The sequence below is a fragment of the Acidovorax sp. NN32 genome (assembly GCF_057597245.1).
The window spans coordinates 551197-575085 of the sequence record NZ_CP199679.1 but is presented as its reverse complement, the minus strand read 5'-3'; the positions used below and the strand labels follow the sequence as shown (position 1 = coordinate 575085).

At 64.2% G+C, this 23889-nt stretch carries 21 protein-coding genes; 5 read left to right on the top strand and 16 right to left on the bottom strand.

Annotated elements, in window-relative coordinates; genetic code table 11:
- Positions 1–41: 41 nt before the first annotated feature.
- Complete coding sequence (locus tag ACT89O_RS02705) at positions 42–1064, top strand: zinc-binding alcohol dehydrogenase family protein (protein ID WP_487261737.1); 1023 nt, start codon at positions 42–44, stop codon at positions 1062–1064.
- 143 nt (positions 1065–1207) lie between these two features.
- Entirely contained in the window at positions 1208–1621 is a 414-nt protein-coding gene (locus ACT89O_RS02700; RefSeq protein WP_487261736.1) for a VOC family protein, read from the top strand.
- 106 nt (positions 1622–1727) lie between these two features.
- Here the strand turns inward: ACT89O_RS02700 and ACT89O_RS02695 are convergent, their stop codons facing one another.
- Both ACT89O_RS02695 and ACT89O_RS02690 read right to left on the bottom strand, forming a co-directional pair.
- Positions 1728–2708 carry a Bug family tripartite tricarboxylate transporter substrate binding protein gene (locus ACT89O_RS02695; protein WP_487261735.1) on the bottom strand — a complete coding sequence of 327 codons (981 nt, stop codon included), beginning with the start codon at positions 2706–2708 and terminating at the stop codon, positions 1728–1730.
- 242 nt (positions 2709–2950) lie between these two features.
- A complete protein-coding gene (locus ACT89O_RS02690; RefSeq protein ID WP_487261734.1) occupies positions 2951–3964 on the bottom strand; it encodes a fumarylacetoacetate hydrolase family protein in 1014 nt (337 codons plus the stop codon).
- Positions 3965–4067: 103 nt separating this feature from the next.
- Between ACT89O_RS02690 and ACT89O_RS02685 the strand changes: the two genes are divergently transcribed.
- The 3 genes from ACT89O_RS02685 (at position 4068) to ACT89O_RS02675 (ending at position 6531) form a co-directional block, all read left to right on the top strand.
- Positions 4068–4850: an IclR family transcriptional regulator gene (locus tag ACT89O_RS02685; protein ID WP_487261733.1), complete on the top strand. Its 783-nt coding sequence runs from the start codon at positions 4068–4070 to the stop codon at positions 4848–4850.
- A 20-nt stretch (positions 4851–4870) separates the two neighbouring features.
- A complete protein-coding gene (locus tag ACT89O_RS02680; protein ID WP_487261732.1) occupies positions 4871–6037 on the top strand; it encodes a DUF3108 domain-containing protein in 1167 nt (388 codons plus the stop codon).
- 194 nt (positions 6038–6231) lie between these two features.
- Entirely contained in the window at positions 6232–6531 is a 300-nt protein-coding gene (locus ACT89O_RS02675) for a BTH_I0359 family protein (protein ID WP_487261731.1), read from the top strand.
- Positions 6532–6623: 92 nt separating this feature from the next.
- Here the strand turns inward: ACT89O_RS02675 and ACT89O_RS02670 are convergent, their stop codons facing one another.
- The 14 genes from ACT89O_RS02670 to narJ all read right to left on the bottom strand — a co-directional run bounded on the left by ACT89O_RS02670 (position 6624) and on the right by narJ (position 23880).
- A complete protein-coding gene (locus ACT89O_RS02670; protein ID WP_255669740.1) occupies positions 6624–9053 on the bottom strand; it encodes a tetratricopeptide repeat protein in 2430 nt (809 codons plus the stop codon).
- A 99-nt stretch (positions 9054–9152) separates the two neighbouring features.
- Positions 9153–10220, bottom strand: a complete 1068-nt coding sequence (locus ACT89O_RS02665) for an AbrB family transcriptional regulator (protein ID WP_487261730.1) — start codon at positions 10218–10220, stop codon at positions 9153–9155.
- Between the two features lie 132 nt (positions 10221–10352).
- Positions 10353–11303, bottom strand: a complete 951-nt coding sequence (locus ACT89O_RS02660; protein WP_487261729.1) for a UDP-glucuronic acid decarboxylase family protein — start codon at positions 11301–11303, stop codon at positions 10353–10355.
- Positions 11300–12700, bottom strand: coding sequence for a UDP-glucose dehydrogenase family protein (locus ACT89O_RS02655; RefSeq protein ID WP_487261728.1), 1401 nt, complete (start codon positions 12698–12700; stop codon positions 11300–11302). The genes ACT89O_RS02660 and ACT89O_RS02655 overlap by 4 nt, the downstream gene beginning before the upstream one ends.
- Positions 12701–12770: 70 nt before the next feature.
- Positions 12771–14987, bottom strand: a complete 2217-nt coding sequence (locus ACT89O_RS02650) for an O-linked N-acetylglucosamine transferase, SPINDLY family protein (protein ID WP_487261727.1) — start codon at positions 14985–14987, stop codon at positions 12771–12773.
- A gap of 191 nt (positions 14988–15178) precedes the next feature.
- Entirely contained in the window at positions 15179–15742 is a 564-nt protein-coding gene (locus ACT89O_RS02645) for a hemerythrin domain-containing protein (RefSeq protein ID WP_487261726.1), read from the bottom strand.
- 7 nt (positions 15743–15749) lie between these two features.
- Positions 15750–16163, bottom strand: coding sequence for a hypothetical protein (locus tag ACT89O_RS02640; RefSeq protein ID WP_055398435.1), 414 nt, complete (start codon positions 16161–16163; stop codon positions 15750–15752).
- Between the two features lie 47 nt (positions 16164–16210).
- Positions 16211–16882 carry a nitroreductase family protein gene (locus tag ACT89O_RS02635; protein ID WP_487261725.1) on the bottom strand — a complete coding sequence of 224 codons (672 nt, stop codon included), beginning with the start codon at positions 16880–16882 and terminating at the stop codon, positions 16211–16213.
- 24 nt (positions 16883–16906) lie between these two features.
- Entirely contained in the window at positions 16907–18238 is a 1332-nt protein-coding gene (locus tag ACT89O_RS02630; protein ID WP_487261724.1) for an NnrS family protein, read from the bottom strand.
- A complete protein-coding gene (locus tag ACT89O_RS02625) occupies positions 18235–20679 on the bottom strand; it encodes an adenosylcobalamin-dependent ribonucleoside-diphosphate reductase (RefSeq protein ID WP_487261723.1) in 2445 nt (814 codons plus the stop codon). Before ACT89O_RS02625 ends, ACT89O_RS02630 begins: the two co-directional genes overlap by 4 nt.
- 96 nt (positions 20680–20775) lie before the next feature.
- Complete coding sequence (locus ACT89O_RS02620; RefSeq protein ID WP_121422054.1) at positions 20776–21456, bottom strand: carbonic anhydrase; 681 nt, start codon at positions 21454–21456, stop codon at positions 20776–20778.
- A 27-nt stretch (positions 21457–21483) separates the two neighbouring features.
- Positions 21484–22290: a peptidylprolyl isomerase gene (locus ACT89O_RS02615; protein ID WP_487262810.1), complete on the bottom strand. Its 807-nt coding sequence runs from the start codon at positions 22288–22290 to the stop codon at positions 21484–21486.
- A gap of 157 nt (positions 22291–22447) precedes the next feature.
- Complete coding sequence (gene narI, locus ACT89O_RS02610; RefSeq protein WP_055398430.1) at positions 22448–23182, bottom strand: respiratory nitrate reductase subunit gamma; 735 nt, start codon at positions 23180–23182, stop codon at positions 22448–22450.
- Complete coding sequence (gene narJ / locus ACT89O_RS02605) at positions 23179–23880, bottom strand: nitrate reductase molybdenum cofactor assembly chaperone (protein WP_121507780.1); 702 nt, start codon at positions 23878–23880, stop codon at positions 23179–23181. Before narJ ends, narI begins: the two co-directional genes overlap by 4 nt.
- Positions 23881–23889 lie beyond the last annotated feature (9 nt).

Here is a 23889-nt window from a genome sequence, read left to right as displayed (position 1 = left end):
CTGTCCCCATCACTCCCACTCCACACACCAGGACCTGCACCATGAAAGCCATCGGCTACCAAACCGCCTACCCCATAGACCACCCCGAGTCGCTGCTCGACATCACCCTGCCCGACCCCGTGGCCACCGGCCACGATCTGCTGGTGGAGGTGCATGCCGTTTCGGTGAACCCCGTGGACACCAAGGTGCGCAAAAGCAGCTCGCGCAGCGGTGACGGCCCCGACTACAAGGTGCTGGGCTGGGACGCCAGCGGCATCGTGCGCGCCGTGGGCCCGGATGTGACGCTGTTCCAGCCCGGCGACCGCGTCTGGTACGCAGGCTCCATTGCCCGCCCCGGCACCAACAGCGAACTGCACCTGGTGGACGAGCGCATCGTGAGCCACGCGCCGAAGTCGCTGGACTTTGCCGAAGCCGCCGCACTGCCGCTGACCACCATCACCGCGTGGGAGCTGCTGTTTGACCGCCTGCGCGTGGCGCCCGGCAAGCAGCCCACCAACAAGACCGTGCTCATCATCGGCGCGAGCGGCGGCGTGGGCTCCATCCTCACGCAGCTGGCGGCTCGGCTCACCAGCCTCACGGTGATCGGCACCGCATCACGCCCCGAAACCCAGCAGTGGGTGCGCGACCTGGGCGCCCACCACGTCATCGACCACAGCCAGCCGCTCACGCAAGAGCTGGCACGCATCGGCCACCCTACGGTGGACATCATCGTGAGCCTCACGCAGACCGATGCGCACTTCGACCAGATCGTCGAGGCCATCGCGCCCCAAGGCCAGTTCGCGCTGATCGACGACCCGGTGGCGCTCGACGTGACGAAGTTCAAGCGCAAGTCGGTGTCGCTGCACTGGGAGCTGATGTTCACGCGCGCGCTGTTTGGCACGGACGACATGATCGGCCAGCACCGCCTGCTGACCGAGGTGGCGCAGCTGGTGGATGCGGGGCTGATTCGCACGACGCTGGACCAACGCTTTGGCACCATCAATGCCGAGAATTTGAAGCGCGCGCATGCACTCATCGAGAGCGGCAAGGCGCGGGGCAAGCTGGTGCTGGAGGGGTGGAACTGAAGAGCGCCGGTCCGCTGAGTCCGAGGCATGGGCAGGGCGGCCTTTGAGGCCGCGGTGGGTTCTGTATCCAGATGAAAAATACTGTGTTTAATATCAGTATCTCAGGTATAAAACCGCACACAACAACCCCAGGAGCCCCTCCCATGCTGGACCACATGACCTTCCGCGTCACCGACATCGCCCGCACCAAGGCGTTCTACACGGCCGCCCTCGCGCCTTTGGGCTACAGCCTGTGTTTTGAAGGCAACTACGGCGCCAACATGCTGGGCTTTGCCTACCCGGCCCCGTCCGAGCCCGACGGCAAAAAGGCCGATGTGTGGTTCATCGACGGCCCCTCGCCCTACGGCGGCCCGCCCGCGACTACGGGCTGCCACCTGGCATGGCGGGCCGCCACCCGGGCCCAGGTCGATGCCTTCTACCGCGCCGCCATCGAAGCCGGGGGCAAAGACAACGGAGCCCCCGGCCTGCGGCCCGACTACCACCCCCACTATTACGGCGCGTTTGTCATCGACCCCGAGGGCAACAACATCGAGGCGGTGTGCCACCTGCCTGCATAGTGGATGGGCCTGCTGGGGTCAGCGGCCTGCCTGGCTGAAGGAGTGGTGAGGCCTGTCAGGGCCAGGCCCCCCAGTGCACTGTCCCGTGCACCGAAGTGTTGCGGGATCAGTCCAGCTTCACGCCTGCCGCTTTGATGATCTCGCCCCAGCGCTTGGACTCGGAGCGTGCCATGGCGCGGAACTGCTCGGGCGTGCCGGGCAGGGCTTCCATGCCGAAGTCGTTCATGCGCTTGACCACGGCGGGGTTCAGCAAGGCCTTGTTCAGCTCGGCATTCAGGCGCGTGGTGATGGCGGCAGGCAGACCGGCGGGCGCCAGGATGCCCTGGAACGCGAACACCTCGGTGTTCGGCACACCGGCTTCGGCCAGGGTGGGCACGTCCGGCAGTGCGGCCACGCGCTTGGCCGAGCCGATGGCCAGGGCGCGCACCTTGCCCGAGGTGATCACGGGCAGGCCGGCGGCCAGGTCCAGGAACATGCAGGGCACCTGGCCACCCATCACGTCCTGCAACGCAGGCGCGGCGCCGCGGTAGGGGATGTGGGTGAGGAAGGTCTTGGTGCGGTTCTTGAACATCTCCATCGCCAGGTGGTGTGGCGAGCCGTTGCCGGGCGAGGCGTAGTTGAGCTTGCCGGGGTTGGCGCGCGCGTAGGCCAGAAACTCCTTCACCGTCTTGGCTTCGAACGACGGGTGCACCACCAGTGCGAGCGGGAAGCGGCTAATGCCGCCCACGTAGGTGAAGTCCTTTTCGGGGTTGAACGGCAGCTTGGTGAACAGGTGTTCGTTGTAGGCCAGGATGGCGTTGTCGGCCGACATGAAGGTGTAGCCGTCGGGTTTGGCCGTGGCCACGGCCTGGCCGCCGATGTTGGTGGAGGCGCCTGGGCGGTTGTCCACGATGATCTGCTGGCCCAGCGTCTGGCGCATGGCTTCGGCCACGGTGCGGGCCAGCACGTCGGTGCCGCCGCCCGCGGGGTAGGGCACCACCCAGCGCAGGGGCTGGTCGGGCCAAGCTGCTTGCTGGGCCAGGGCCCAAGGGGCGGCGGTGGTGGCGCCTGCGGCGGCCAGGGCGGACAAGAGGGTTCTGCGTTGCATGGGGTTGTCTCCTAAATCTAACTATCGAATTGATAGCTTCTAGCGCCTATCCAATAAGCGCTAGAGCCTTCTTTTGCTTGAATTTTTCCGCTATTGATGCGTCTTGGCACCTTCACGCCTTGTGCCTACCGAAGACTGTGTCCTGCACTGCCCAGGCTTCGACGGACTCAGCCCCAACGGACGGAGTGGCACGGGCAGGTTTGGTGCCTGCCGCCGCACTGTGCAGCGGCCCCCACAGCACATCAGGCCTCGGGTGCGGCAATCGCTTGGTCGATGGCGCCAAAGAGGCTCGCGCCATCCTTGCCCTTGACCTCGATGCGGATGGTGTCGCCGAACTTCATGAATTCGGTGCTGGGCTTGCCGTCCTGGATGGTCTCGATGCAGCGCTTTTCGGCGATGCAGCTGTAGCCCTTGGGCCATTCGGTGCGGCCGTTGGCGTCGGTCACGCCCTTGTTGCTCACGGTGCCGCTGCCGATGATGGAGCCCGCGCGCAGGTTGCGCGTCTTGGCCACGTGGGCGATCAGCTGGCCGAAGTGGAAGGTCATCTCGGGGCCCGCGTCGCACATGCCGACCTTGCGGCCGTTCCAGGTGGACTGCACGGTGAGGTTCACGCGCCCATGGTCCCAGGCGTCGCCCAGCTCGTCCAGCGTGACGGCCACAGGGCCGAAGGCGGTGGCGGGCTTGCTCTGGAAGAAACCGAAACCCTTGGCCAGCTCGGCAGGGATCAGGTTGCGCAGGCTCACGTCGTTGGCAATCATCACCAGGCGGATGCCGTCCAGCGCCTGGTCGGCGGTGGTGCCCATCTTCACGTCGCCGGTGATGACGGCGATCTCGGCCTCAAAGTCGATGCCCATGGCTTCGCTGGGCACCACCACATCGTCGCAAGGGCCGATGAAGTCGTCGCTGCCGCCCTGGTACATCAGGGGGTCGGTATAGAAGCTCTCGGGCACTTCGGAGTTGCGCGCTTTTCGCACCAGTTCGACGTGGTTGATGTAGGCCGAGCCATCCGCCCACTGGTAGGCGCGGGGCAGCGGGGCCATGCACTGCTTGGGGTCAAACGGGAAGGCGTGGCGCGCGCGGCCGCTGTTGAGCTGGTCGTACAGGTCCTGCAGCTGGGGCGAGATGAAGCCCCAGTCGTCCAGCGCCTGCTGGAGCTTGCTGGCGATGCCGGTCGCATAATGGGCTGTGCCCAGGTCGCGGGAGACGACAACCAGTTGGCCGTCGCGCGAGCCGTCTTTGTAGGTAGCGAGTTTCATGGTGGCAGGACCTTTGTCTCAAGGGGTTGAAAGTCTTCACCCAACACGAATTACGCTTGGGTAAATTGATTTAACTAAACAAAACTCGCAAATTTTAGTGCACATGGACAAAGAACGTGCAGGAATTCAATCGGTCGAGGTGGGTTTTGCCCTGCTGGAGGGGCTGACCCGCTCGCGCGGGCCGCTCATGCTCAAGGATGTGGCGGCCTCGGCGGGCATGAGCGCGGCCAAGGCGCACCGGTATCTGGTGAGCTTTCAGCGCCTGGGCCTGGTCACACAAGACCCGCGCAACGCCCGCTACGACCTGGGCCCCGCCGCCCTCAAGCTGGGGCTGGCGTCGCTGGCCCGGCTCGATGCCGTACGCCTGGCGCGCGAGCGCATGCCGGAGCTCATGGAAGCCATCGGTCACACGCTGGCGCTGGCCGTGTGGGGCAACCACGGCCCGACCATCGTGCACTGGGAGGAGTCGCCCCAGGCTGTCACTGCCAACCTGCGCCTGGGTGACGTGATGCCGCTGTTGTCGTCGGCCACCGGCCGCTGCTTTGCGGCGCACATGGCGCCTGATGTGGTGGCGCCGCTGCTCAAGGAGGAGCTGGCCCGCGCCGTGAAGATGCGCCGCACCGACCTGCCCTCGACCATGACCGAGGTCAACGCCCTGCTGGCCGAGGTACGCGAACGCGGTGCCGCGCGGGTGGTCGATACCTTGCTGCCTGGCATCGTGGCGTTCTGTGCACCCGTGTTTGACGCGGACGGCCACCTGGAGTTGGGCATCACCACGCTGGGCTCCATTGCCACCTTCGACCCCGAGTGGGGCGGCGCCATCGACGCGCCGCTGCGCGCGGCTGCGGCCCAGCTCTCCAGTGATCTGGGCGCGGGCAGCGCCTGACGGCCCCGGCACGCAGGTAGATGCCACGGCGCGCGCTCTTTCTCATCACAGTCCTGGTGCTGGCCCTGCACTGGCTGGTTCTGAGCGGCGTGCCGCTGGCTTGGGACAACCCCCGGTCGCCTGTCGGCAAAGTGTTCAGCACGCGCAGCATTGCGGCCCCGCAGCCACCCGCTGCCGCTGTGGCAGCTGTGGCAGCCGTTGCCCCAGTTGCGGCGAAACCTGCGGTCGCGCCCAAGCCGCCCGCGCGCCCCAAACCACAGGCACGGGCAACACACCAACCCCCGGTCGCCCAGGCGCCATCCCCTGCATCCCCCTCCACCGAGGCCACGGCCCCCAGCACCGAGGCGGGTGCAGACGTCGCGCTGGCCGCCCCCGCCGAAGCTGTCTCGACCGTTGTGGAGGAAACGCTCCCCACAACGGCAGCCTCCCCTGCATCGGCACCAGCCCAGGCATCATCAGCGCCTCTCCCCTCTGAAGCCACAACAGGCGTGGACATCGCCCCGCCCGGGGCTGGCACGGACCACACGCCCAACACGGCACCACCGCCTGTGCGCCTGCCCCCGCCTACACGGCTGGCGTTTGACGTGAGTGGGCAGGCCAAGAAATTTGCCTACAGTGCCCGCGCCGAGCTGCTGTGGCAGCACGATGGCAGCCGCTACGAGGCGCGGCAGGAGATCAGCGCCTTCCTAGTGGGCTCCCGCACGCAGCGCAGCGTGGGCGCCATCACTGCCCAAGGGCTGTTGCCCGAGAAATTTTCAGACAAGTCCCGCAGCGAGCAGGCAGCGCACTTCGACTACACCAAGGGCCGGGTCACCTTCAGCGCCAACACGCCGGACGCCACCGTGGGCCCGGGGGTGCAGGACCGGCTGAGTGTGTTCATCCAACTCGGTGCCCTGCTCGCCGCCGATCCCGCCCGGTTTGTGACCGGCACCCAGATCACGCTCACCACGGTGAGCGCGCGGAGCGCCGACCGCTGGACCTTCACCATCGAGGGTGCAGAAACACTGGACCTGCCCGCAGGCGCCACGCCCACCCTCAAGTTGCAGCGCCTGCCCCGCAAGGACTACGACCAGAAGGCCGAACTGTGGGTGGCCCCCGCACTGGGTTATCTGCCGGTACGCATCAAGCTGACCCAAGCCAACGGCGACTTCGCCGACCTGCAATTGAGCCGCAGCGGCCCGCCTTGATGGTCTGGAGGGGTCTTGTTAAAAAGTGTTGCGCAGGAGCGCCATCCCACCAAAATAGACCCGCGAAACCGGAAGCACCGGGTTTTCATGAAATACTGCATCGGCAAGGGAACAAAAGCCACGGGCTTTGCCTGTGCCACTTGAACTCTGCGCACCCGCTGTCATCTGACATCTATATCGACAAGGGGAACACGATGCACATGCTCTACGACTCAGAATCCTTCGTGGTGGTCCACATGCTGCCCGATGCCGTGGAGAAAAAGAGCGCCCAGGTGCTCAACGACACCGCCCCCGCCGTTCCCCAGCTCGCGCGCCACGGCTTTGAAATCGTGGACAAGCGCTCCGGCAAAGAGGTGTACCTGGACGGCTCCTGGGCCGAGATGTTCCAGGAGCAGATCCTGGCCTGGCAGCGCGACACCCCCACACCGGAAGAAGTGGAAGACGCGCTGGACCGCTATGCGGGCCTGGCACAGAACCCGGTCGTGGTGCACTGACCGCATCCTCCACAGCAGCCATCCCTGGATGGCCCAGGAGGCCCAGATCGGTCTCCTCCATTCTCGGCAGACTGGGGCAGCGCCCCCAGTTGTCACACCTCAATCACCTCGGGCGGCAGCCCCTGCAGGTGCCGTTCATGCATCGCCAGATAGGCAGCCTCGATATCACGCGCAAACTGGTGGGTGTTGAACAAGGGGGACTGGGCTTTTTCCGCTTGGAGTTTGTCGCGCAGCGCCTTCAGGCGCGCAGGGTCCTGGGCGAGCGAGATCGCCAGGGCTTCATATTCGGCGGCGCTGTAGGTCACAAGCTCCGGCAGGCCCACAGCATGTAGCAGGCTGGCCGCCACTCGCGCCGCAAACGATTCTCCCAGCCGCGTGAGCACCGGCAGACCCGCCCACAAGGCATCGCTGGCCGTGGTGTGAGCGTTGTAGGGCAAGGTATCCAGAAACAGGTCGGCCAACCGGTGGCGCGCCAGATGCTCGCTCAGAGGCAGGCGCTGTGCAAACACCAGCCTCTCGGCCGCCACGCCGCGAGACTGCGCCTCGCGCCGCAGGCTGTCCTCCACAGCAGGATTGTCTGCCAGAAGCCACAGAACGCTGTCAGGCACCCCTTGCAGAATGCGCATCCAGCTGTCGAATACCTGCGGGAGGATCTTCTGGTTGTTGTTGAAACAGCAGAACACGCTCCCCGTGGCAGGCAGCCGCGCCTCTTCCCTGGTAAACATCCGGTCACTGATCGCGCGCTGCGAGTCGTTGACCTGGTAGCTGTGCGGCAGGTAGACGAGTCTTTCGGTGAAATGGCGCCGCGCGTCGGGGGGCACAACCACCTTGTCGGCAATCACGTAGTCCATATAGTCTGCCCCGGTCGTCCCCGGGTAGCCCAGATAACCGGCCTGGATGGGGGCGCAGCGGTGGGCAAAAATGCCAAAGCGGCAGCCCGTGGTGAAACCCATCAGGTCAATGGCGATGTCGATGCCCAGCTCCCGCGACAAGCGGGCAATATCGATCTCGCTGCGCTCGCGCACGTCGATGAAATGGTCGAAACCTGCAACCAGACGCGCGCGCATGGCATCCGTCGCGGGAGGTCCGAACGAAAACGCAAACCACTCGAAGCGTTCACGGTCATGGACTTCGAAAAGCTGCGCTATCAGATACGAAGTGGCGTGGCCGTGGAAATCCGCAGAGTAGTAACCGACCCGGATCTTGCCTGCGCCAGCACGCGCAAGGATGGGCCCCAGGACGGTGGATTCAGGAAAATCCTGCTGTACGGAAGCTTGTGCCGCCTGCTTGTGCAACTCGGGCGAGTCGAACAACGAAAGCGCGATGAAGGGTTTCACACCCAGCTCACCGGCCCGGATGCTCCGCTCACATTGCGCCATGTCGTCTGCCAAGTGCCCCCAATCGCCGGTCTTGAGCCTGCAGCTCGCAAGATACCCGAGCAGATACTTCGCATCTGGCTTGAGGCGATACACCTGCGTGTAGTCGGCCACGGCGTCCTGATGCCGGTTGAACCGGATGTGCAAATTGGCGCGGTTGTAGTACAGGTCTGGCCTTTCAGGCGCCAGCCGAATCGCTTGGTCGTAGACGGCAAGTGCTTCTGCATACCGCCCCGCCTCCAGCAACGAAAGGGCTAGAAACGCCAGGATCTCCACGTCGAGTGGGCTCAGTTGGGCAGCCTTCTGAAAAGCCTGTACCGCATTGGACAGTTGGAAAAGGCTGCGCTGCGCGATCCCCAGGTTCTTGTGGGCTTGGACCAGTTTGTCATTGCCCTGAATGGCGGCCTCGAAGTGCGCAATGGCCTGCGTCCACTGCTCTTTTTGCGCCAGGATCGCCCCCTTGCCGTTATGGGCTTCGGCGTGCTGAGGCCTCAGTGCAATAACCTGATCGAAACATTTCAGGGCCTCGTCCGAACGGCCGGCATCGGCGTGCAGCATGCCCATGTTCTGGCACGCGTCCACGTCCTGCCCGTCCAGGGCAAAGGCCTGTTCATAACATTTCAGCGCCTCGTCCAGCCGCTCCATCTGGCGCAGGGCATTACCCTTGTTGTTATGGGCGGCAGCCAGTCTGGGCTGAAGGGCGATGGCCCGGTCGTAGCTTGCGATGGCGTCTTCGGGCCGCGACAACTCCTTGAGCGTGATCCCCCGGTTGACGTAGGCTTCTGCGAAATCTGGGCGCAGGCTGGTGGCTCGCTCAAAATGCGCCAGTGCTTCGTCATGGCGCTTCAATGCGCTCAAAGCCAGCCCACGATTGATATGGGGCGCAGCATCGTCCGGAGCCAGCTTGATGGCCTGGCCGATCAGGTCCACCGCAATTTGCAAGTGACCCGCCTGGTACGCCAAAACGCCTTGCATGTGCAGGGCGCCAACGTTTTTGGGGTCATTCTTCAAAATGGTGTTGTAGAGCTGGTTGGCCTGCGCAATGGCGCCCTCCCGGTGTGCTCGCATGGCCTGGTCCAACCACGCAGCCAGTTGGGCTTTCGTCACTTGGGGAGGGCGTATTCCGAAGTTGTAGTGAATGCTCATGATCCAGGGTGTGCAGCGGATAGAAACGCGGAACGGCCGTCACCAGGACAACCCTCCAGCGCCAATAAAAGGGAGATTGTGACGCGAGCGCCCCCTCGGTCAGATCGCCGCTGCCGGATAGATACGCCGATATAGCGGGCCTACCAGCATCAGCACCGCCATCAACCGGCATACCTGAAACGCTGTGACCACGGGCACGCCCAATTGCAGCACCTTGGCGGTAATCGCCATCTCCGTGATCCCGCCCGGCGAAGTACCCAGCAGCAAGGTGACCCAGGGCAACCCCGTGGCCCAGGCCAGCAGGCCCGCGAACAACGTGCACGCCCCCATCAACACCAGCGTACCGGCGGCTACGGATACGAGCCAGCGGGGAGCCGTGCGCAGGAAATCAGCCCGAAAGCGCACTCCGAGACTCACACCGATCACCAGTTGCGCTGCGTTCACCATGGCCGCCGGCACGGCGGACAGGCTGATGCCCGCCATCGTGAGCACCATGGACACGAGCATGGCGCCCATAAACCAGGGGTTGGCACGGCCCAGCCGGTCCATCACCAGGGCACCAGCACCCGTCAGCAGCGCCATCAGCGCCAAGCCGGGCCAGTCCACCGCCCGCACGGTGGGCGGCAGAATGTCCAGGCCATGCAGACCGCTCCACTGCAAGGCAAAGGGAATCGTCACGGTGACGATCAGCAGGCGCAGGCTGTGGCTCGCTGCAACCAAGTCGGTGCGTGCGTTCTCGCGCTCGGACAGCAAGGTCATCTCGGACGCAGCACCAATTGCACCGGCGAAGTAACTGGTGGCGCGCAGCATGGGTGAAGGCACACCGTGCATGCGCGGTGCATGCAGCCTGTACAGCCAAGCACCAAACAGCCAGCCGAGAAAAAGCGCCCACACGATGCCCAGCACGATGGCCCACCACAGCCCGCTGATCAGCGCCGCCACCTGGGGTGTGAAATAAAGGCCCAGCGCTGCGCCAATGGTCCACTGCCCGGCATTGCGCAGTGGCCCCCAGCTCTGCGTAGGGCCGCCAGCGATCGACACGACGGAAGTCGCCAGCAACGGGCCGATCATCCAGGGCAAGGGCGTGTGCAGAGCCACGCAGCCGACTGCGGCGGCAAGGGCCAGAACAAGCGTTGCAAGAACGCGAAAGAAAGAATTCACAGGCATGGTGAAAGTGAGACGGCATCAGTCGATGGCCAGTACACCCTACAGCCACCATACCGACACTTTCGACCTGGCGACCAGTCCAAATGGGAAAGGGAGACAACGTGAAAAGCCGCACCCATTTGCCTTTCAGGTTCAGGGGGCACCAGCGCCTCTGAAGTAAGCAATGGTCTGGCGCAATCCAGCATCAAGATCCATACGGGGCTCCCAGCCGCCCAGCAGTTGGTGCGCCAGCATGATGTCGGGCTGCCGCTGCCGGGGGTCATCTCCCGGCAGTGGGTGGTGGGTGATCCGGGCGGCGGCCCCCGTGTGAGCAAGGACCTTCTGGGCGAGTTCCAGGATGGTGAATTCCCCAGGATTCCCCAAGTTGACAGGCCCTGCCACTTCGTCAGGCGTTGCCATCATGCGCACCAGTGCTTCCACCATGTCGTCCACGTAGCAGAAGCTGCGGGTCTGGTCCCCTGAGCCGTATACGGTCAGGTCTGCGCCGCGCAATGCCTGCACGATGAAGTTGGAGACCACCCTGCCATCGTCCGGGCGCATGCGGGGGCCATAGGTATTGAACAGCCGCACCACCTTCGTGCGCACGCCATGCTGGCGCCGGTAATCGAAAAACAGGGTCTCCGCACAGCGCTTTCCCTCGTCATAGCAGGCCCGCACGCCAATGGGATTGACGTTGCCCCAGTAGGACTCCGGCTGTGGGTGCACGCTGGGGTCGCCATACACCTCGCTGGTGGAAGCCTGAAGAATGACGGCCCTGCACTGGCGGGCCAGCTCCAGCAGGTTCAGAGCCCCCATCACGCTGGTACGCAGAGTCCGCACCGGGTCGGCTTGGTAGTGCACGGGCGATGCGGGGCAGGCGAGGTTGTAGATTTCGTCCACCTCAGCGGCCAGCGGCTGGGTGACATCGTGCCGAAGCCAACGAAAACGCGGCGAAGTCTGGAGGTGGGCAATGTTCTTTTCGGAGCCAGTGGAAAAGTCATCCACGCACAGCACCCCATGACCATCTTGCAACAAACGCTCGCACAAATGAGAGCCGAGGAAGCCCGCGCCCCCGGTCACCAGGATTGACTTAGCCTTCTTCATGGTGTGGTGGCCCCAGGTGCATCCACCGCATTCCGCCCCACCGTCAGATAGTCGAACCCCAAAGCACGCATGGACCGAGGCTCGTAGAGGTTGCGCCCATCCACGACCAGCGGCTGCCGCAGGACTGCCCGCAGGGCATCGAAGTCGGGACAGCGAAACACCTGCCATTCGGTCACGATCAACAATGCGTCGGCATCGCGCGCCGCATCCATAGGACTTTGGGCATAACGGATACGCTCCAGCAGGTCGGGCCGATCCTGCAAATCGTCTTGCAGGCATCGGCGAGCCTCCTGCATAGCCACCGGGTCGAACACCTGCAGCACCGCACCACGCTCCAGCAGTTCGCGCACCAGCACCCTGCTGGGAGCCTCGCGCATGTCGTCGGTATTGGGTTTGAAGGCCAGCCCCCACAGCGCAAGCCGTTGGCCCGAAAAATCCGGGCCGAGCCGCTGCACCAGCCTATCCACCAGCTGCCGCTTCTGTCCTTCATTGACCTGCGCCACCGCCGCCAACAACCGCAGCGGGAGCCCGACGTCATCGCCCATGCGCTGCAACGCTGTCACGTCCTTGGGAAAACAACTGCCACCGTAACCAACGCCGGGATAAAGAAAGCTGTCACCAATGCGCGGATCAGCGCCAATACCCACCCGCACAGGTTCGATATCCACCCCCAGACGATCTGCCAGATTGGCCATTTCATTCATGAAACTGATGCGCGTGGCGAGCATGGCGTTGGCGGCGTACTTTGTGAACTCTGCGCTGCGGCGGTCCATGCAGATAACGCGATCATGGCCATGCCCGAACGGGCGGTACAACGCACGCATGAGATCACCAGCGCGCTGCTCTTCAGGCGACTCACCCAATCCGACGATGATCCGGTCAGGCCGCATGAAGTCGTTGATCGCACTGCCCTCTTTGAGGAACTCCGGGTTCGAGACCACCGCAAAGCCAGGTGCTGGATGGGCACCGGGCCAGCGCTGGGCAAGCACAGTAGCCACGGCCTTGTGCACCGCTTCGCCCGCGCCCACAGGCACGGTAGATTTGTTGACGATCACCTTGAAGCTGGTCATGTGGGTCGCGATGGCACCCGCCACCTCGAACACATGACTCAGGTCCGCACTGCCATCGTCCGCAGAGGGCGTGCCCACCGCGATGAACTGCACGTCACCGTGGGCAACACCGCGCGCCATGTCGGTGGAAAACGCCAGCCTGCCGGCGCGGACATTGCCGACGATCAACTCCTGCAGCCCTGGCTCGTAGATTGGAACCTCTGCGCGCTGCAGTGTGGCAATTTTTTCGGCATCCGTGTCGATGCACAGGACATCATTGCCCAGCTCCGCAAGGCATACGCCGGTAACGAGCCCCACATAACCGGTTCCGAACAAGGTGAGATTCATGGAAGGGGGCAAAAAAACTGAAAAATCCAAGGCATGGGGCTCGCGCCCACGCGAAGGGCGCCGTGAAGTTTCACACCTCAATCACATCGGGAGGCAGCCCCTGGTGCGCGCGTTCGACCATTGTGGTGTATGCCGACTCGATATGCCGCGCAAAGAGCCGGGCATTGAACAAGGGCGACTGGGGCCCATGTTCCTCCAGCTTGTCCCGAATGCTCCTGAGTTGCACCACATCGCGGGCAAGCTCTATGGCTCGGGCCTCAAATGCAGACTGCGTCTGGGTGACAAGCTCGGGCAACCCCACGGCATGCAACAGGCTCGCCGCCACTCGGCTCGCAAACGATTGTCCTGAACACGTCAGAACCGGCAGCCCTACCCACAAGGCATCGCTCGCGGTGGTGTGCGCGTTGTAGGGCAGCGTATCAAGGAAGAGGTCGGCCATCCGCTGGCGAGCGAGATGCTGGTCCATGGGCACGCGGCTGGCAAACACGAGGCGGTCTGCAGAAATCCCCCGGGCCTGCGCCTCTCGGCGCAGATTCCGCGCCGCAATCGGGTTGTCTTCCAGCAGCCACAAGACGCTGCCTTCAACGGCATGGAGGATGCGCATCCAGCCGTCAAACGTGGGTGGGAGGATCTTGAAGTTGTTGTTGAAGCAGCAAAACACAAAACCAGTGGCGGGCAAACCCAGTTCGTCGCGGGAAAATGTCCGGTCAGCTACTTTCCGCTGGGAGTCGTTGACCTGGTAGCTGTGCGGCAGATAGACCACTTTTTCAGTGAAGTCGGCCTGGGCATGGGGAGGAATCACCACCTTGTCGGCGATCACATAGTCCATGTAACTGGCGCCGATGGTGCCAGGGTACGCCAGGTAGCTGACCTGAACGGGTGCACACCGGTAGGAAAAACATCTCAAACGCGTCGCTTGCGTAAAGCCCATCAGATCCACAGCGATGTCGATACCAAGCTCTCGTGAAAGCTGTGCAATATCAAGATCGGTACGCTCACGCACATCCAGAAAATGGTCAAAGGCCACCACCAGTCGCTCGCGCATGCTGTCGTGCACCTGGGGACTGACCGAAAACGCGAACAATTCAAATCGCTCGCGGTCATGCACTTCAATCAGCTCTGCAATCAAGTACGCCGAGGGGTGATTGCGAAAATCTGCAGAGTAGTAACCGATACGAATCTTCTCGCCCCTCGCACGAACAGGAATCGCGCCCAACGCTGCAGAGCCAGGCATATCGCGTTCTACAAGACGGCTTGCAATCTCTTTGTGAAGGGCAGGCTGGTCGAACACGGACAGGGCAGAGAATGGCTCAAGGACAGGCTTCCTAGCCCGGATGTCCTGCTGGAGCTGAAGCAGTTCTTCATCCAGGTTTTGCCAAATACAGCCATGGACCTTGGCGGTAACGATCTCGCTTTGCAGCATCGCCAAAGGAGCGGGCAGCCGCTGGGCCAGATAGAACTGCTGCAAAGCCTCGTCGTACCGCTTCATCTCCCGCAAAAGCCGACCCATGAGGAATCTGGACTCCCCCTGCTGGGGCCGAAGCTCGATCGCGCGGCTCACGTCCGCCAGTGCGCTTTCCAGATTTCTCAGTTGCAGTTGCGCCTCGCCACGGTTGTTGTACGCCTCGGCGGACTGCGGGTTGATCTCCAGCGCCCGGCTGAAGGCAGCAACCGCTTCTGCATACCGGCCCAGCCTCAGCAAAGCCGTGCCCCGGTTGTTGTGCGGCTCCGGTATCTCGGGTGCGCGTTCGATCACCTGGTCCATGCACTCCAGGGTTTCATCAAACTGCTTCATCTGCAGGTGAATGCAGCCCAGATTGAAACGCGCCTGCACATTCGCAGGATCTATCGCCAGCACCTTGCGGTAGCTTTCCATGGCCTCCGGCAACCGATCCAAGGTTTGCAGGACCGTTCCCCGGTTGTAATGTGCGAGCCCCAACCCAGGCGAGAGTGCAATGGCCTGATCGAACGAAGCCAGCGCGTCCTGATTGCGCTGCAGGCGTAGCAGCGCGTTGCCACGATTGAAGTAGGGGTCAACGTAGTCGGGCTTGAGAGCGATGGCTCGGTCGTAGGCGCGAATAGCGTCTGCGGGCCGGTTGGCCATCAGCCATTCATTGCCTCGGGTGTTGCACACCGTCGCATCATCGGGGAGGGGCGACTCCACAGATCTAACGCCCGCAACCAAGCCCGTTCCATAGTTGATTCCGAATTTAAAAATGGGCTGGCTGGCTGGTATGGCACCAGGCTTGAAGGACTGCCCGAAATGGGGTTTCTTTGTGTCGGTCAAGGTGCTTCCCGATACAGATGAGAGATTGACATCCCGCCATGGTAAACACCTGCGCGGCACCGAACCGCCGTCCAGCGCCAGCCGGGCGGCTCCAGGGACTACAGCCAAGTCCACCGCAAAGCAAACCGCCATGGAAAGCGGGTCCTGTGGCCTCCTCTTTCTGGGCGCGCAGAGCGCACTGGCGGAGCTTTTCAGCGCTCAGGCGCGCCCCGCCGGTGTGCCATTTCTTGTCCCATCCTGCCCAGCACAGCGGGCTCCAAAAGATGCAGCGCCGCGGGGTAGGCCTGGCGCTCCTCGTGGTGGATATGGCTCGCATAACGCGCCGCAAATCGATCAAAAAGCGCCTCTGCCGATTCCGAGAAGCCTTCGATTTCCCCCTGCGCCAGCGCTTGTAGCGGAACTCGCGCCGCCGCCCAGTCAGCCACCATGTCGACATGGTCCTGTTGCAGCCGCTGCACCAGAGTCCTCATCTCCGGTGCAGCCTGGGCCAGCAACAGCGGGAAGACATGGAGCTCCTCATCCTCATGGTGCAATGGCGCAGCGACATCAAAGTAGCGCAACACATCGCGCGCGGCCTGGCGCGCGCTCTCATCGGCACCTTGCTGGCGGACATGTTCACGCAGGCGGTCCAGCAGTGCCAGCGTGCGCTGCACGCGCTCGTGGCAGGCCTCCAGCATGGCGAAGGGCTCTTCGAACCCGACTGCAGGCGCGCTGAAGCCAGGAACGTGGCGAGCAGGTGCAGAAGTGGACGCCATCCTCGCCTCACCCAAAGCGCACGGGCTGGCCCTGGCGGTCGAAGGGGATGTAGGCACCATGCGCACCGCCCTTGATCGCATCCACCATGCGCTGCAAAGGCGCCTCGGCATCGGCGCTGGTGGGCGCCTTGTTCAGGGTGCCCGACATGGCGGCTGCGAACACCATGGCCCAGTCGTGGCCAGGGGCCGTGAACTGGCTGGCCTCACCGACCAGAGCGTCGAACGAAGGCAGCTCCTGTGGCGTCTTGTCCACGCACATCAGTGGCACCAGCGCGCCGCCCTGCCCGGCTTCAAACCGGGCTCGCTGCGCGGGGGTGGCATCGTCGGGCAATTCAACGGCAGCAAACACGAACAGGAGCCGCTGGGGTTCAGGCTGCATGCGTGCCGCCTCAAGTAGATCGTCGAAGCTGGAAATGTTCATAAAAAATTTCGATGAATTAAAAATGCTGCGAGGGAGGCTTGGTCTTCTCAGAAGCCTGGCACCACGCCCTTTTGCGGGTCTAGCGTGCTCACATAGCTGTCTACTACAGGTCGAGCACGCGCCGCCTTGCGCGATTGCACGGTGCCAATGCTGACAAAACACAGCGCCTGCTCCCAGGCGTCCAGCTGGAACAGGCCGCGCAATCCGGGGGACTTGAGGGCCTTGCCGCTGGTGAGGGCCGATCCGAAGCCCTGTGCAGTGGCCATGAGCAACATGTTCTGCACTGCGCAGCCAGCGGACACCAAGCGCTCTGACAGGTCGATGGCGGGGTCGCCGCACTGGCTATCTACCACCACCAGCATGAGTACCGGGGCACGGTAGGCCTTTTCGCGGGCCTGCTCGGCCTGCTCGGGCGTGGCGGCAGGATCTCGTTCGCACAGAGCCTGCGCAAACACGTCGGCCAACGCCGGCCGCGCGGCGGCGGGCACCAGCACAAAACGCCAGGGCGTCAATTGGCCGTGGTCCGGCGCGTGGGCCGCAGCGCTGAGAATCTGGGCCAGTTCCCCCGCACTGGGTCCGGGAGCAGTCAGGCGTTTAGGCAGGATGGTCTGGCGCGAGTGGATCAGCGCGGCGGCCATGGCGGCGGTATCGTCTGGCGGGAGCGCAGCAGTTGGCGCCTGCCGGGGGGCATGGTGCAAAGGCCAGGGAATGACAGCCATCACAGGTCCTTGAAAGAAGCTTCTTCAACCCGGCCGGCCGTCGGCCCGCAGGCAACCGTACCACCGGCCCAGCCGCACACCCCATACGCCCATGGTGGCGGCCCACAGGAAAGCCGCCACCGGCAGCACCCACACCCACGCCATGCCAAAAACGCCCGGCACTTCTGCTGCAATGCGCAACACGGTAGCCACCTGCAGCAGCCAGAACAATGTCCACGCCGTGTGGTCAGCAACCAGCGCACGGCCACTGTGCCCACACGACACCCGCGTCACCATGGCCAGCATCAGCGATGCCAGGCAGCCCATGGTCAGGGCATGCAGCGCTCCCAGGCCCAGGGTTCCCATGCCATAGCCCCACGCCAGCCACCGCGAAAGCCCTCCGAGCAGAAAGGCAAGGCCGAGCCACAGGAAACCGATATGCAACATGGCCAGCAACCTGTTCTTGAGGCTTTGTACCAGCCCCCAGACACAGGCCAGCCAGACCAGCACGCTCCCGATCACCAACTGCAGCGTGCCGTGTACCACCCCCCAGGCCGGCCCCGCAGCGCTGGCAGGCAACCCGAGCCAATCCAGCCACACCGCCAGCACCTGCAGCACGGCGGCCGCCAGCATCAGCCACAGCACCCAGAAAGGCCGCCAAGCCTGCACCATGGGCATGGCACTGGAGGTGAAAAATGGAATCATGCGGTGCGCCACCGTGACATACACCACCACTACAAACCCCCACAGGCCGGTGAAGACCCAGGCACGTGCGAGCGCATGGGTGCCCACGGCCAGCCCCAGCCACAGCCCAACAAGGCTGATGCATCCCAGCGTACAAGCCCAGGCGATGGTGCGAGCATGCAACTGGTCCTCGGCCTGGCTGCGCCGCACACGCCCCCAGAACTGCGCGGTCATCCAGACGAGGCCCGCCGTCGCCACCGCCAACCCGACCAGCGCCACGCCCACCCACAGGTGCGCGCCCGCCAGCCACAACAGCCACCCCACCGCCTGCGCCACCAGCGGTGCGCGAATCGCCTCCACTGGCAAAGGCTCCACCCCGAGCCATTTAGGGCCTGCTGTGAACAGGAAGCCGGAAAAGAACAGGGGAATGAATCCGAACGCCATCACGGCCGAGTGCACCAGCGTGGGAGACACCGCGTAATAAAGCCCCCACCCACCGCTGGACCGCGCCACCTGCACCAACGCCCACCACCCCCCTGACACCACCAGCACCACCATGGCCAGGAAAAACCCCAACCGGTGCGGTGCCAGCATCAGATAGCGCCAGCGCCATTGCCTGTCCAGCGACGCCAGCATCTCCGGCGACGGTTTTCCCGACGCGGTGCGCAGGGGGATGACGGGGCGAGAGGTCACCCGCAGGTCCCCAGATGCCCGCACTGCGTGCAGTAGTCGCAACCATCCTTGCGGATCACGGCGTGGGCGCCACACTCGCTGCATTTCTTGCCCGCCATGGCCTGGGGCACTGCCACCGGGGGCGGTGCAGGCTCATCCAGCGGCAGCTGCTGCTGTACTGGGTCGGCCACGCGGCGCGCCAGGATGTTCTGGATGGCATAGGCCATTGCCGCCACCTCGGAGTCGTGCCACATGGGCACCAGCGTGCCGTCGTCCTTGCGATGGGTGCCCAGGCGCACCGGGCCGCGGTCCCAGGCGACTTTGCGCATGTCCGACAGCGCCCGCTCCAGAAAACCGCCGCGCGCTGCGAGCGACAGCATGCGCATGCTGGACGTGATCCACTGCTGCGACTCGCCGCTCTGGCCCACGGGCATGAAGAACTCGATGGCGCGGTCCACCGTACCGTTGCCCACGCCCGTGGGCACGGGCAGGAAGGACACGATGAGGTACAGGGTCTTGTGGCCCTCTTGCGTCCAGTATTCGAGCTTCTCCGCCACGGCAGAGAGACCGCCTTGGGGGCGGCTTTCGATGACGGTGCGCATGGGATCCACCGGGGGTGCGGGTGGCACCATGGGCGCAGCAGCAAGCGTGGGCGCAGGTGCAGCGTGGGTCTCCAGCACAGACCCCAGGATGGCGTTGGGTCGGTAGGTGGCCAGGCCCTTGAGCTTGGCGCGCCAGGCCTGAAGGTACAGGTCCTTGAACCCTTCGTAGGGGTAGTCGGCAGGGATGTTGACAGTCTTGGAGATGGCCGTGTCCACAAAGGGCTGCACGGCCTCCATCATGGCGATGTGGCCTTCGGCGGGCATGGCGAGGGCCGAGACGAAGTAGTCTGGCAACGCCTCCACATCCCCGCCCAGCTCGTGGTACAGGCGCCAGGCATGGTCTTCCACCGCGTATTCGGTCGTGCTGCCGTCGGACTCGCGCTTCTTGCGCTTGTACATCCACGAAAACGGCGGCTCGATGCCGTTGGAAGCGTTGTCGGCAAAGGCCAGGCTCACCGTGCCCGTGGGTGCGATGGAGAGCAGATGGCTATTGCGGATGCCATGCTGGCGGATGGCAGCCTGGAGCGATTCCGGCAGGCGGCTGGCAAACGTGCCTTCGGCCAGATAGCCGTTGGCATCGAACTTCGGAAATACCCCTTTCTCACGAGCCAGGTCCACCGATGCGGCGTACGCTGCGTCACGCATGTACTCGGCAATCCGCGCAGCCATGGTGCGGCCCTCGGGCAGGTCGTAGCGCAGACACAGCATGGCCAGCGTGTTGCCCATGCCGGTAAAGCCCACACCAATGCGGCGCTTGGCCATCGCCTCGTCGCGCTGCTGCGGCAAGGGCCAATAGGTCACATCGAGCACGTTGTCGAGCGCGCGCACCTGCAGCGCCACGGCCTTGGTGAACGCGTCAAAGTCAAACGCCGCCACGCCGCCAAAACCAAAGGGGTGGCGCACAAAGCGGGTGAGGATGATGGGGCCCAGGTCACAACAACCGTACGACGGCAGCGGTTGCTCACCACAGGGATTGGTCGCCGCGATCTCCTCGCAGTAGTGCAGGTTGTTGTCTTCGTTGATGCGCCCCAGGAACAGGATACCAGGCTCGGCAAAGTCGTAGGCCGACTTCATGATGGTGTCCCACAGCTCGCGTGCGGGCACGGTGGCATACACCCACTGGCCGTCTGCACGCTGACGGGCGCCCTGGGCGAGCAACGCAGCGCCGGGGCGAGCCTTGTGCACCAGCTCCCACTGTGCGTTGTTCTGCACGGCTGCAATGAACTCGTCCGAAACGCCCACCGACACATTGAAGTTATTCCAGCGCCCTGGCGTGCGCTTGGCCGTGATGAACTCGTGCACATCGGGATGGTCGATGCGCAGCACGCCCATCTGCGCCCCCCGCCGCGCTCCCGCGCTCTCCACGGTGGAGCAGGACTGATCGAACACGTTCATGTAGCTGCACGGCCCCGATGCCATGGAGGCGGTGGCCTTCACCTGTGCGCCCTTGGGACGTATGCGGGAGAAGTCATAGCCCACGCCCCCGCCACGGCGCATGGTCTCGGCCGCCTCACGCAACGCTTCGTAGATGCCCGGAAAGCCTTCGTCATCCACGCCCTGGATGCAGTCACCCACGGGCTGCACAAAGCAGTTGATAAGGGTGGCCTGTATGTCGGTGCCTGCCGCGCTCATGATGCGGCCCGCACCGATGGCGCCTGCCTTCAGGTTGGCGAGGAACAAGGCTTCGTACTTATCGCGCAGCTCCGGTTTTTCGACCGAGGCCAGAGCCCGCGCCACACGCTGGTACAGCTCGTCGGCGGTGGTTTCGCCGGGTTTGAGGTATTTCTCGCGCAATACATCCAGGCTGATGGGCTGCAGGGACGAGGTGGGCTTGAGGGGGGGCTGAGGTTCGCGTTTCATGGGGGCCGATGATTTGGGTTTCACGCCAGTGAGGTCTTGCGTTCCATCAAGAGGGCCTCATTCCTCACGGATCTGCCGCGAGAATGCCGGACAAGGTCAAAGCTCGTCCAGAAGAACTTGCCCATCATGCTCCACGTAAGGGTGGTAGGGGCCGGTGCCGCTGTTGTCCGCCAGCGAGGCCGGCACAAAACCGCCCGTCTTGACATCAAACACATGGACTTCTCCTTCCTCGATCACGTAGTGCCAGCCGTGCAGGCTGATCTGCCCTGACTGCACACGGCTGCGCACCATCGGGTACTCCATGAGGCGTTCGAGCTGCAGCACCACGGCGCGCTGCTCAGTGCGGCGCAGCACCTCGGGGCCCGCCTGCATGGGCAACAGAGCCTCGCGCCCCAGGTCCAGCCAGCGGTTCAGGTTGGGCGCTTCGGGCGAAACCTCACCATACATCGCCTTGATAGCCCCACAGTGACTGTGGCCGCACACCACGATGCGGCGCACCTGCAGGTTGAGCACTGCAAACTCAATGGCTGCCGTCGTGCCATGGTGGCCGTGAGATCCGTCATACGGCGGGATGAACGCACCCACGTTGCGCACCAGGAAAAGCTCCCCCGGGCCCGCGCCGGTCAACAGATAGGGCACCAGGCGCGAGTCGGAACAGCCGATGAACAAGGTGGTGGGGTGCTGCCCCTCGTCCACCAGCGTCTGGAACTGTTCGCGGTACTGGGGAAAGGCGTCGTCATGGAAACGACGCAGGCGATCAAGCAGCTCGTCGGGCATGGTGCGATCAGATGGCGTGCAATGCAACTACTGTACAAGCGGTGAATCGGCCGCGTCCAGTGCCACGCCCTCCACCACGGCAGCGCCGGCCAGCAATTGCAGGTACTGTCTCAATGCGTTCACCCAGGCCTGCTGGCGCAGCGTGAGGGCGATGGCCTGGCGCACCTCTTCGAACGATGGCTGCTGCCCCGGATCGCGCGCCACCACCTCCACCACATGCAGGCCAAACCGGCTGTGTACCAGGCGTGCCAGCACACCGATCTCGGCGCTCCCAAACACCTCGCGGGCGAACTCGGGGGCACAGTCGGCGCGGGTCAGCCAGCCCAGGTCGCCGCCTTGCTGGCCGCTGGGGCAGTTGGACCACTGCGCAGCCGCCTCGGCAAACTTGGCGCCACCATCGTCCGCACAGCGCAAGTCAATCAACATGGCCTCGGCACGCAGGCGCAGTTGCTTCACATCCACGCCCGGCGTCACGGCAAACAGCACGTGGCGCAGTTGGGCCCGCTCGCCCTGGGCGTGTGCTGCAGGGTGGGCGTCGTGGTAGCGGCGGCAGGCTTCTTCCGATGGGTCCGGGATGGGTAGCTCACGCTCCAGCAGCTGCTCGATGGCGTTGGAAGCCTCGGTGCTGATGGCTCCCTCGACGCCGGGCACATCGTCTGCTGAAAGCAAACCCGCCTGCTGGGCCGCTTGGCGCAGCAGTTCGGTGCAGGCACGCTGGCGCAAGGCTTCGTCATCCAGCCAGTCGGCCGTTGAGTTCAATGCCACGCCGTTGATGCGCGCCACCGGGGCGAGCCCCGTGGGCCGAGGGGCCGCCATGGCGGGCGTGTCTGCCATGACAGTCGCCCCTACGGTGGCAGACAGCGCCTCGTAAGCGGCCGTTTGCTCGGGGGAAAGCGCGCTTTGGGGGGCGCTCTGACTGGTTGCACTGGTGCTGCAACCGCAGCTACCGGTTCCACATCCGCTCATGGTGTGCTCCTTATGCGGTACGAACTCAAACACCACGGCGGTCTTGCGACTGCGTGTGGCCGGGTGGCAGGTTCAGGCGGCGCGCACGCACCACCTGGTAGGGGCGCAGCACATAGGCCAGCGTGCCAAAGCCGCTCCACACATGCACCAGGCGGGTGAACGGGAAAACCAGGAAGATCGTCATGCCCAGGAACATGTGGGCCTTGAAGATCCAACCCGCTTCGGCCAGCAGCTCGACGCCGCCGCTGCGGAAGGTCACCACGCGCTGACCCCACTCGGCCAGCTTCATCATCATGGAGCCGTCCAGATGCTGCGCCGACAGCGGAATGGTGGCCAAGCCCAGCGCCAGCTGCAGCCACAGCAGCACCAGGATCAGGATGTCGCTGGTCTTGGACGTGGCGCGGATGCGGTCATCCGACAGGCGCCGGTGCAGCAGGATGGACAGGCCAATGAAGCCCAGCACGCCCGCGATACCGCCCGTCACCATCGCCATGATCTGCTTGGCACCTGCAGTGATAAAGCCTTCGTACAGGAAGTGCGGCGTGAGCATACCCACGGTATGGCCAAAGAACAGGAACAGCACACCGATATGGAACAGGTTGCTGCCCCAGCGCAGGCTGCCGGTGCGCAGCAGCTGCGACGAATCGCTTTTCCAGGTGTACTGGTCGCGGTCGAACCGCGCCCAACTGCCAATGAAAAAGACGGCCAGGCAAATGTAGGGATAGATGCCAAACAAGAGGGTGTCAAGCCAGGCGGTCATACGGAGACTCCTTCTGGTGCCCGCTCGGTGCGGGGGGTACGAACAAAATGCAGAGGCTGCGGCTGGTCAGGCTTGGCCTGGCCCTGGGTGCTGCAACCGCCAAACGCTTCGGGCTCGGCCCAGACCTCGTCCATGGGAGGCTCGGGCGTGAGCGCCACCGACTGCACGCGCTGGCCCGACACTTCGAGCACCGCAGCAATCACGCTGGCATAGGGGCTGCTTCTTGCCACCAGCGCACTGAACAGCGCGTTCAGGATGTGGGCCATTTCGCCCAGGAACTCCTTGGCCACTTCGGGCGGCTGGGTGGAGGCGAACTCCAGCACCACCGGCAGGTGGTCGGGCAGCTCTTCGGCTTCAAACTTCAGACCTGCTTTGTCGTAGGTCTGCAGCAGATCGATGAGCGCAGGCCCCCGGTCGCGCGAGTCGCCATGCACATGCTCGAACAGGTGCAGCGAGGTCTGGCGACCCCGGTCGAAGTTGTCCACGTAGCGGGCTTCGGCTTCCAGCGGGTCAAGTGCAGCCAGGTGCTCGCACACTGCCTTCAGCTCATCCATGCGATCAGCCGTCAGGGCTTGCTCGGCCTGCAGCGCGTCGATGAGCTGCGGCATCACACTGCGCAGTTGCGCATCGGGGTAGCTCAGCAGGTAGCCCAGAGCGCGCAAGGTCAGGCGCACGGAGGTCGGGTTCTTCTTGAACATGGTGATTCC

Coding starts and splice junctions, on each gene's coding strand:
- ACT89O_RS02705 (WP_487261737.1), top strand. CDS start 42: ATGAAAGCCATCGGCTACCAAACCGCCTACCCCATAGACCACCCCGAG.
- ACT89O_RS02700 (WP_487261736.1), top strand. CDS start 1,208: ATGCTGGACCACATGACCTTCCGCGTCACCGACATCGCCCGCACCAAG.
- ACT89O_RS02695 (WP_487261735.1), bottom strand. CDS start 2,708: ATGCAACGCAGAACCCTCTTGTCCGCCCTGGCCGCCGCAGGCGCCACC.
- ACT89O_RS02690 (WP_487261734.1), bottom strand. CDS start 3,964: ATGAAACTCGCTACCTACAAAGACGGCTCGCGCGACGGCCAACTGGTT.
- ACT89O_RS02685 (WP_487261733.1), top strand. CDS start 4,068: ATGGACAAAGAACGTGCAGGAATTCAATCGGTCGAGGTGGGTTTTGCC.
- ACT89O_RS02680 (WP_487261732.1), top strand. CDS start 4,871: ATGCCACGGCGCGCGCTCTTTCTCATCACAGTCCTGGTGCTGGCCCTG.
- ACT89O_RS02675 (WP_487261731.1), top strand. CDS start 6,232: ATGCACATGCTCTACGACTCAGAATCCTTCGTGGTGGTCCACATGCTG.
- ACT89O_RS02670 (WP_255669740.1), bottom strand. CDS start 9,053: ATGAGCATTCACTACAACTTCGGAATACGCCCTCCCCAAGTGACGAAA.
- ACT89O_RS02665 (WP_487261730.1), bottom strand. CDS start 10,220: ATGCCTGTGAATTCTTTCTTTCGCGTTCTTGCAACGCTTGTTCTGGCC.
- ACT89O_RS02660 (WP_487261729.1), bottom strand. CDS start 11,303: ATGAAGAAGGCTAAGTCAATCCTGGTGACCGGGGGCGCGGGCTTCCTC.
- ACT89O_RS02655 (WP_487261728.1), bottom strand. CDS start 12,700: ATGAATCTCACCTTGTTCGGAACCGGTTATGTGGGGCTCGTTACCGGC.
- ACT89O_RS02645 (WP_487261726.1), bottom strand. CDS start 15,742: ATGGCGTCCACTTCTGCACCTGCTCGCCACGTTCCTGGCTTCAGCGCG.
- ACT89O_RS02640 (WP_055398435.1), bottom strand. CDS start 16,163: ATGAACATTTCCAGCTTCGACGATCTACTTGAGGCGGCACGCATGCAG.
- ACT89O_RS02635 (WP_487261725.1), bottom strand. CDS start 16,882: ATGGCTGTCATTCCCTGGCCTTTGCACCATGCCCCCCGGCAGGCGCCA.
- ACT89O_RS02625 (WP_487261723.1), bottom strand. CDS start 20,679: ATGAAACGCGAACCTCAGCCCCCCCTCAAGCCCACCTCGTCCCTGCAG.
- ACT89O_RS02620 (WP_121422054.1), bottom strand. CDS start 21,456: ATGCCCGACGAGCTGCTTGATCGCCTGCGTCGTTTCCATGACGACGCC.
- ACT89O_RS02615 (WP_487262810.1), bottom strand. CDS start 22,290: ATGGCAGACACGCCCGCCATGGCGGCCCCTCGGCCCACGGGGCTCGCC.
- narI (WP_055398430.1), bottom strand. CDS start 23,182: ATGACCGCCTGGCTTGACACCCTCTTGTTTGGCATCTATCCCTACATT.
- narJ (WP_121507780.1), bottom strand. CDS start 23,880: ATGTTCAAGAAGAACCCGACCTCCGTGCGCCTGACCTTGCGCGCTCTG.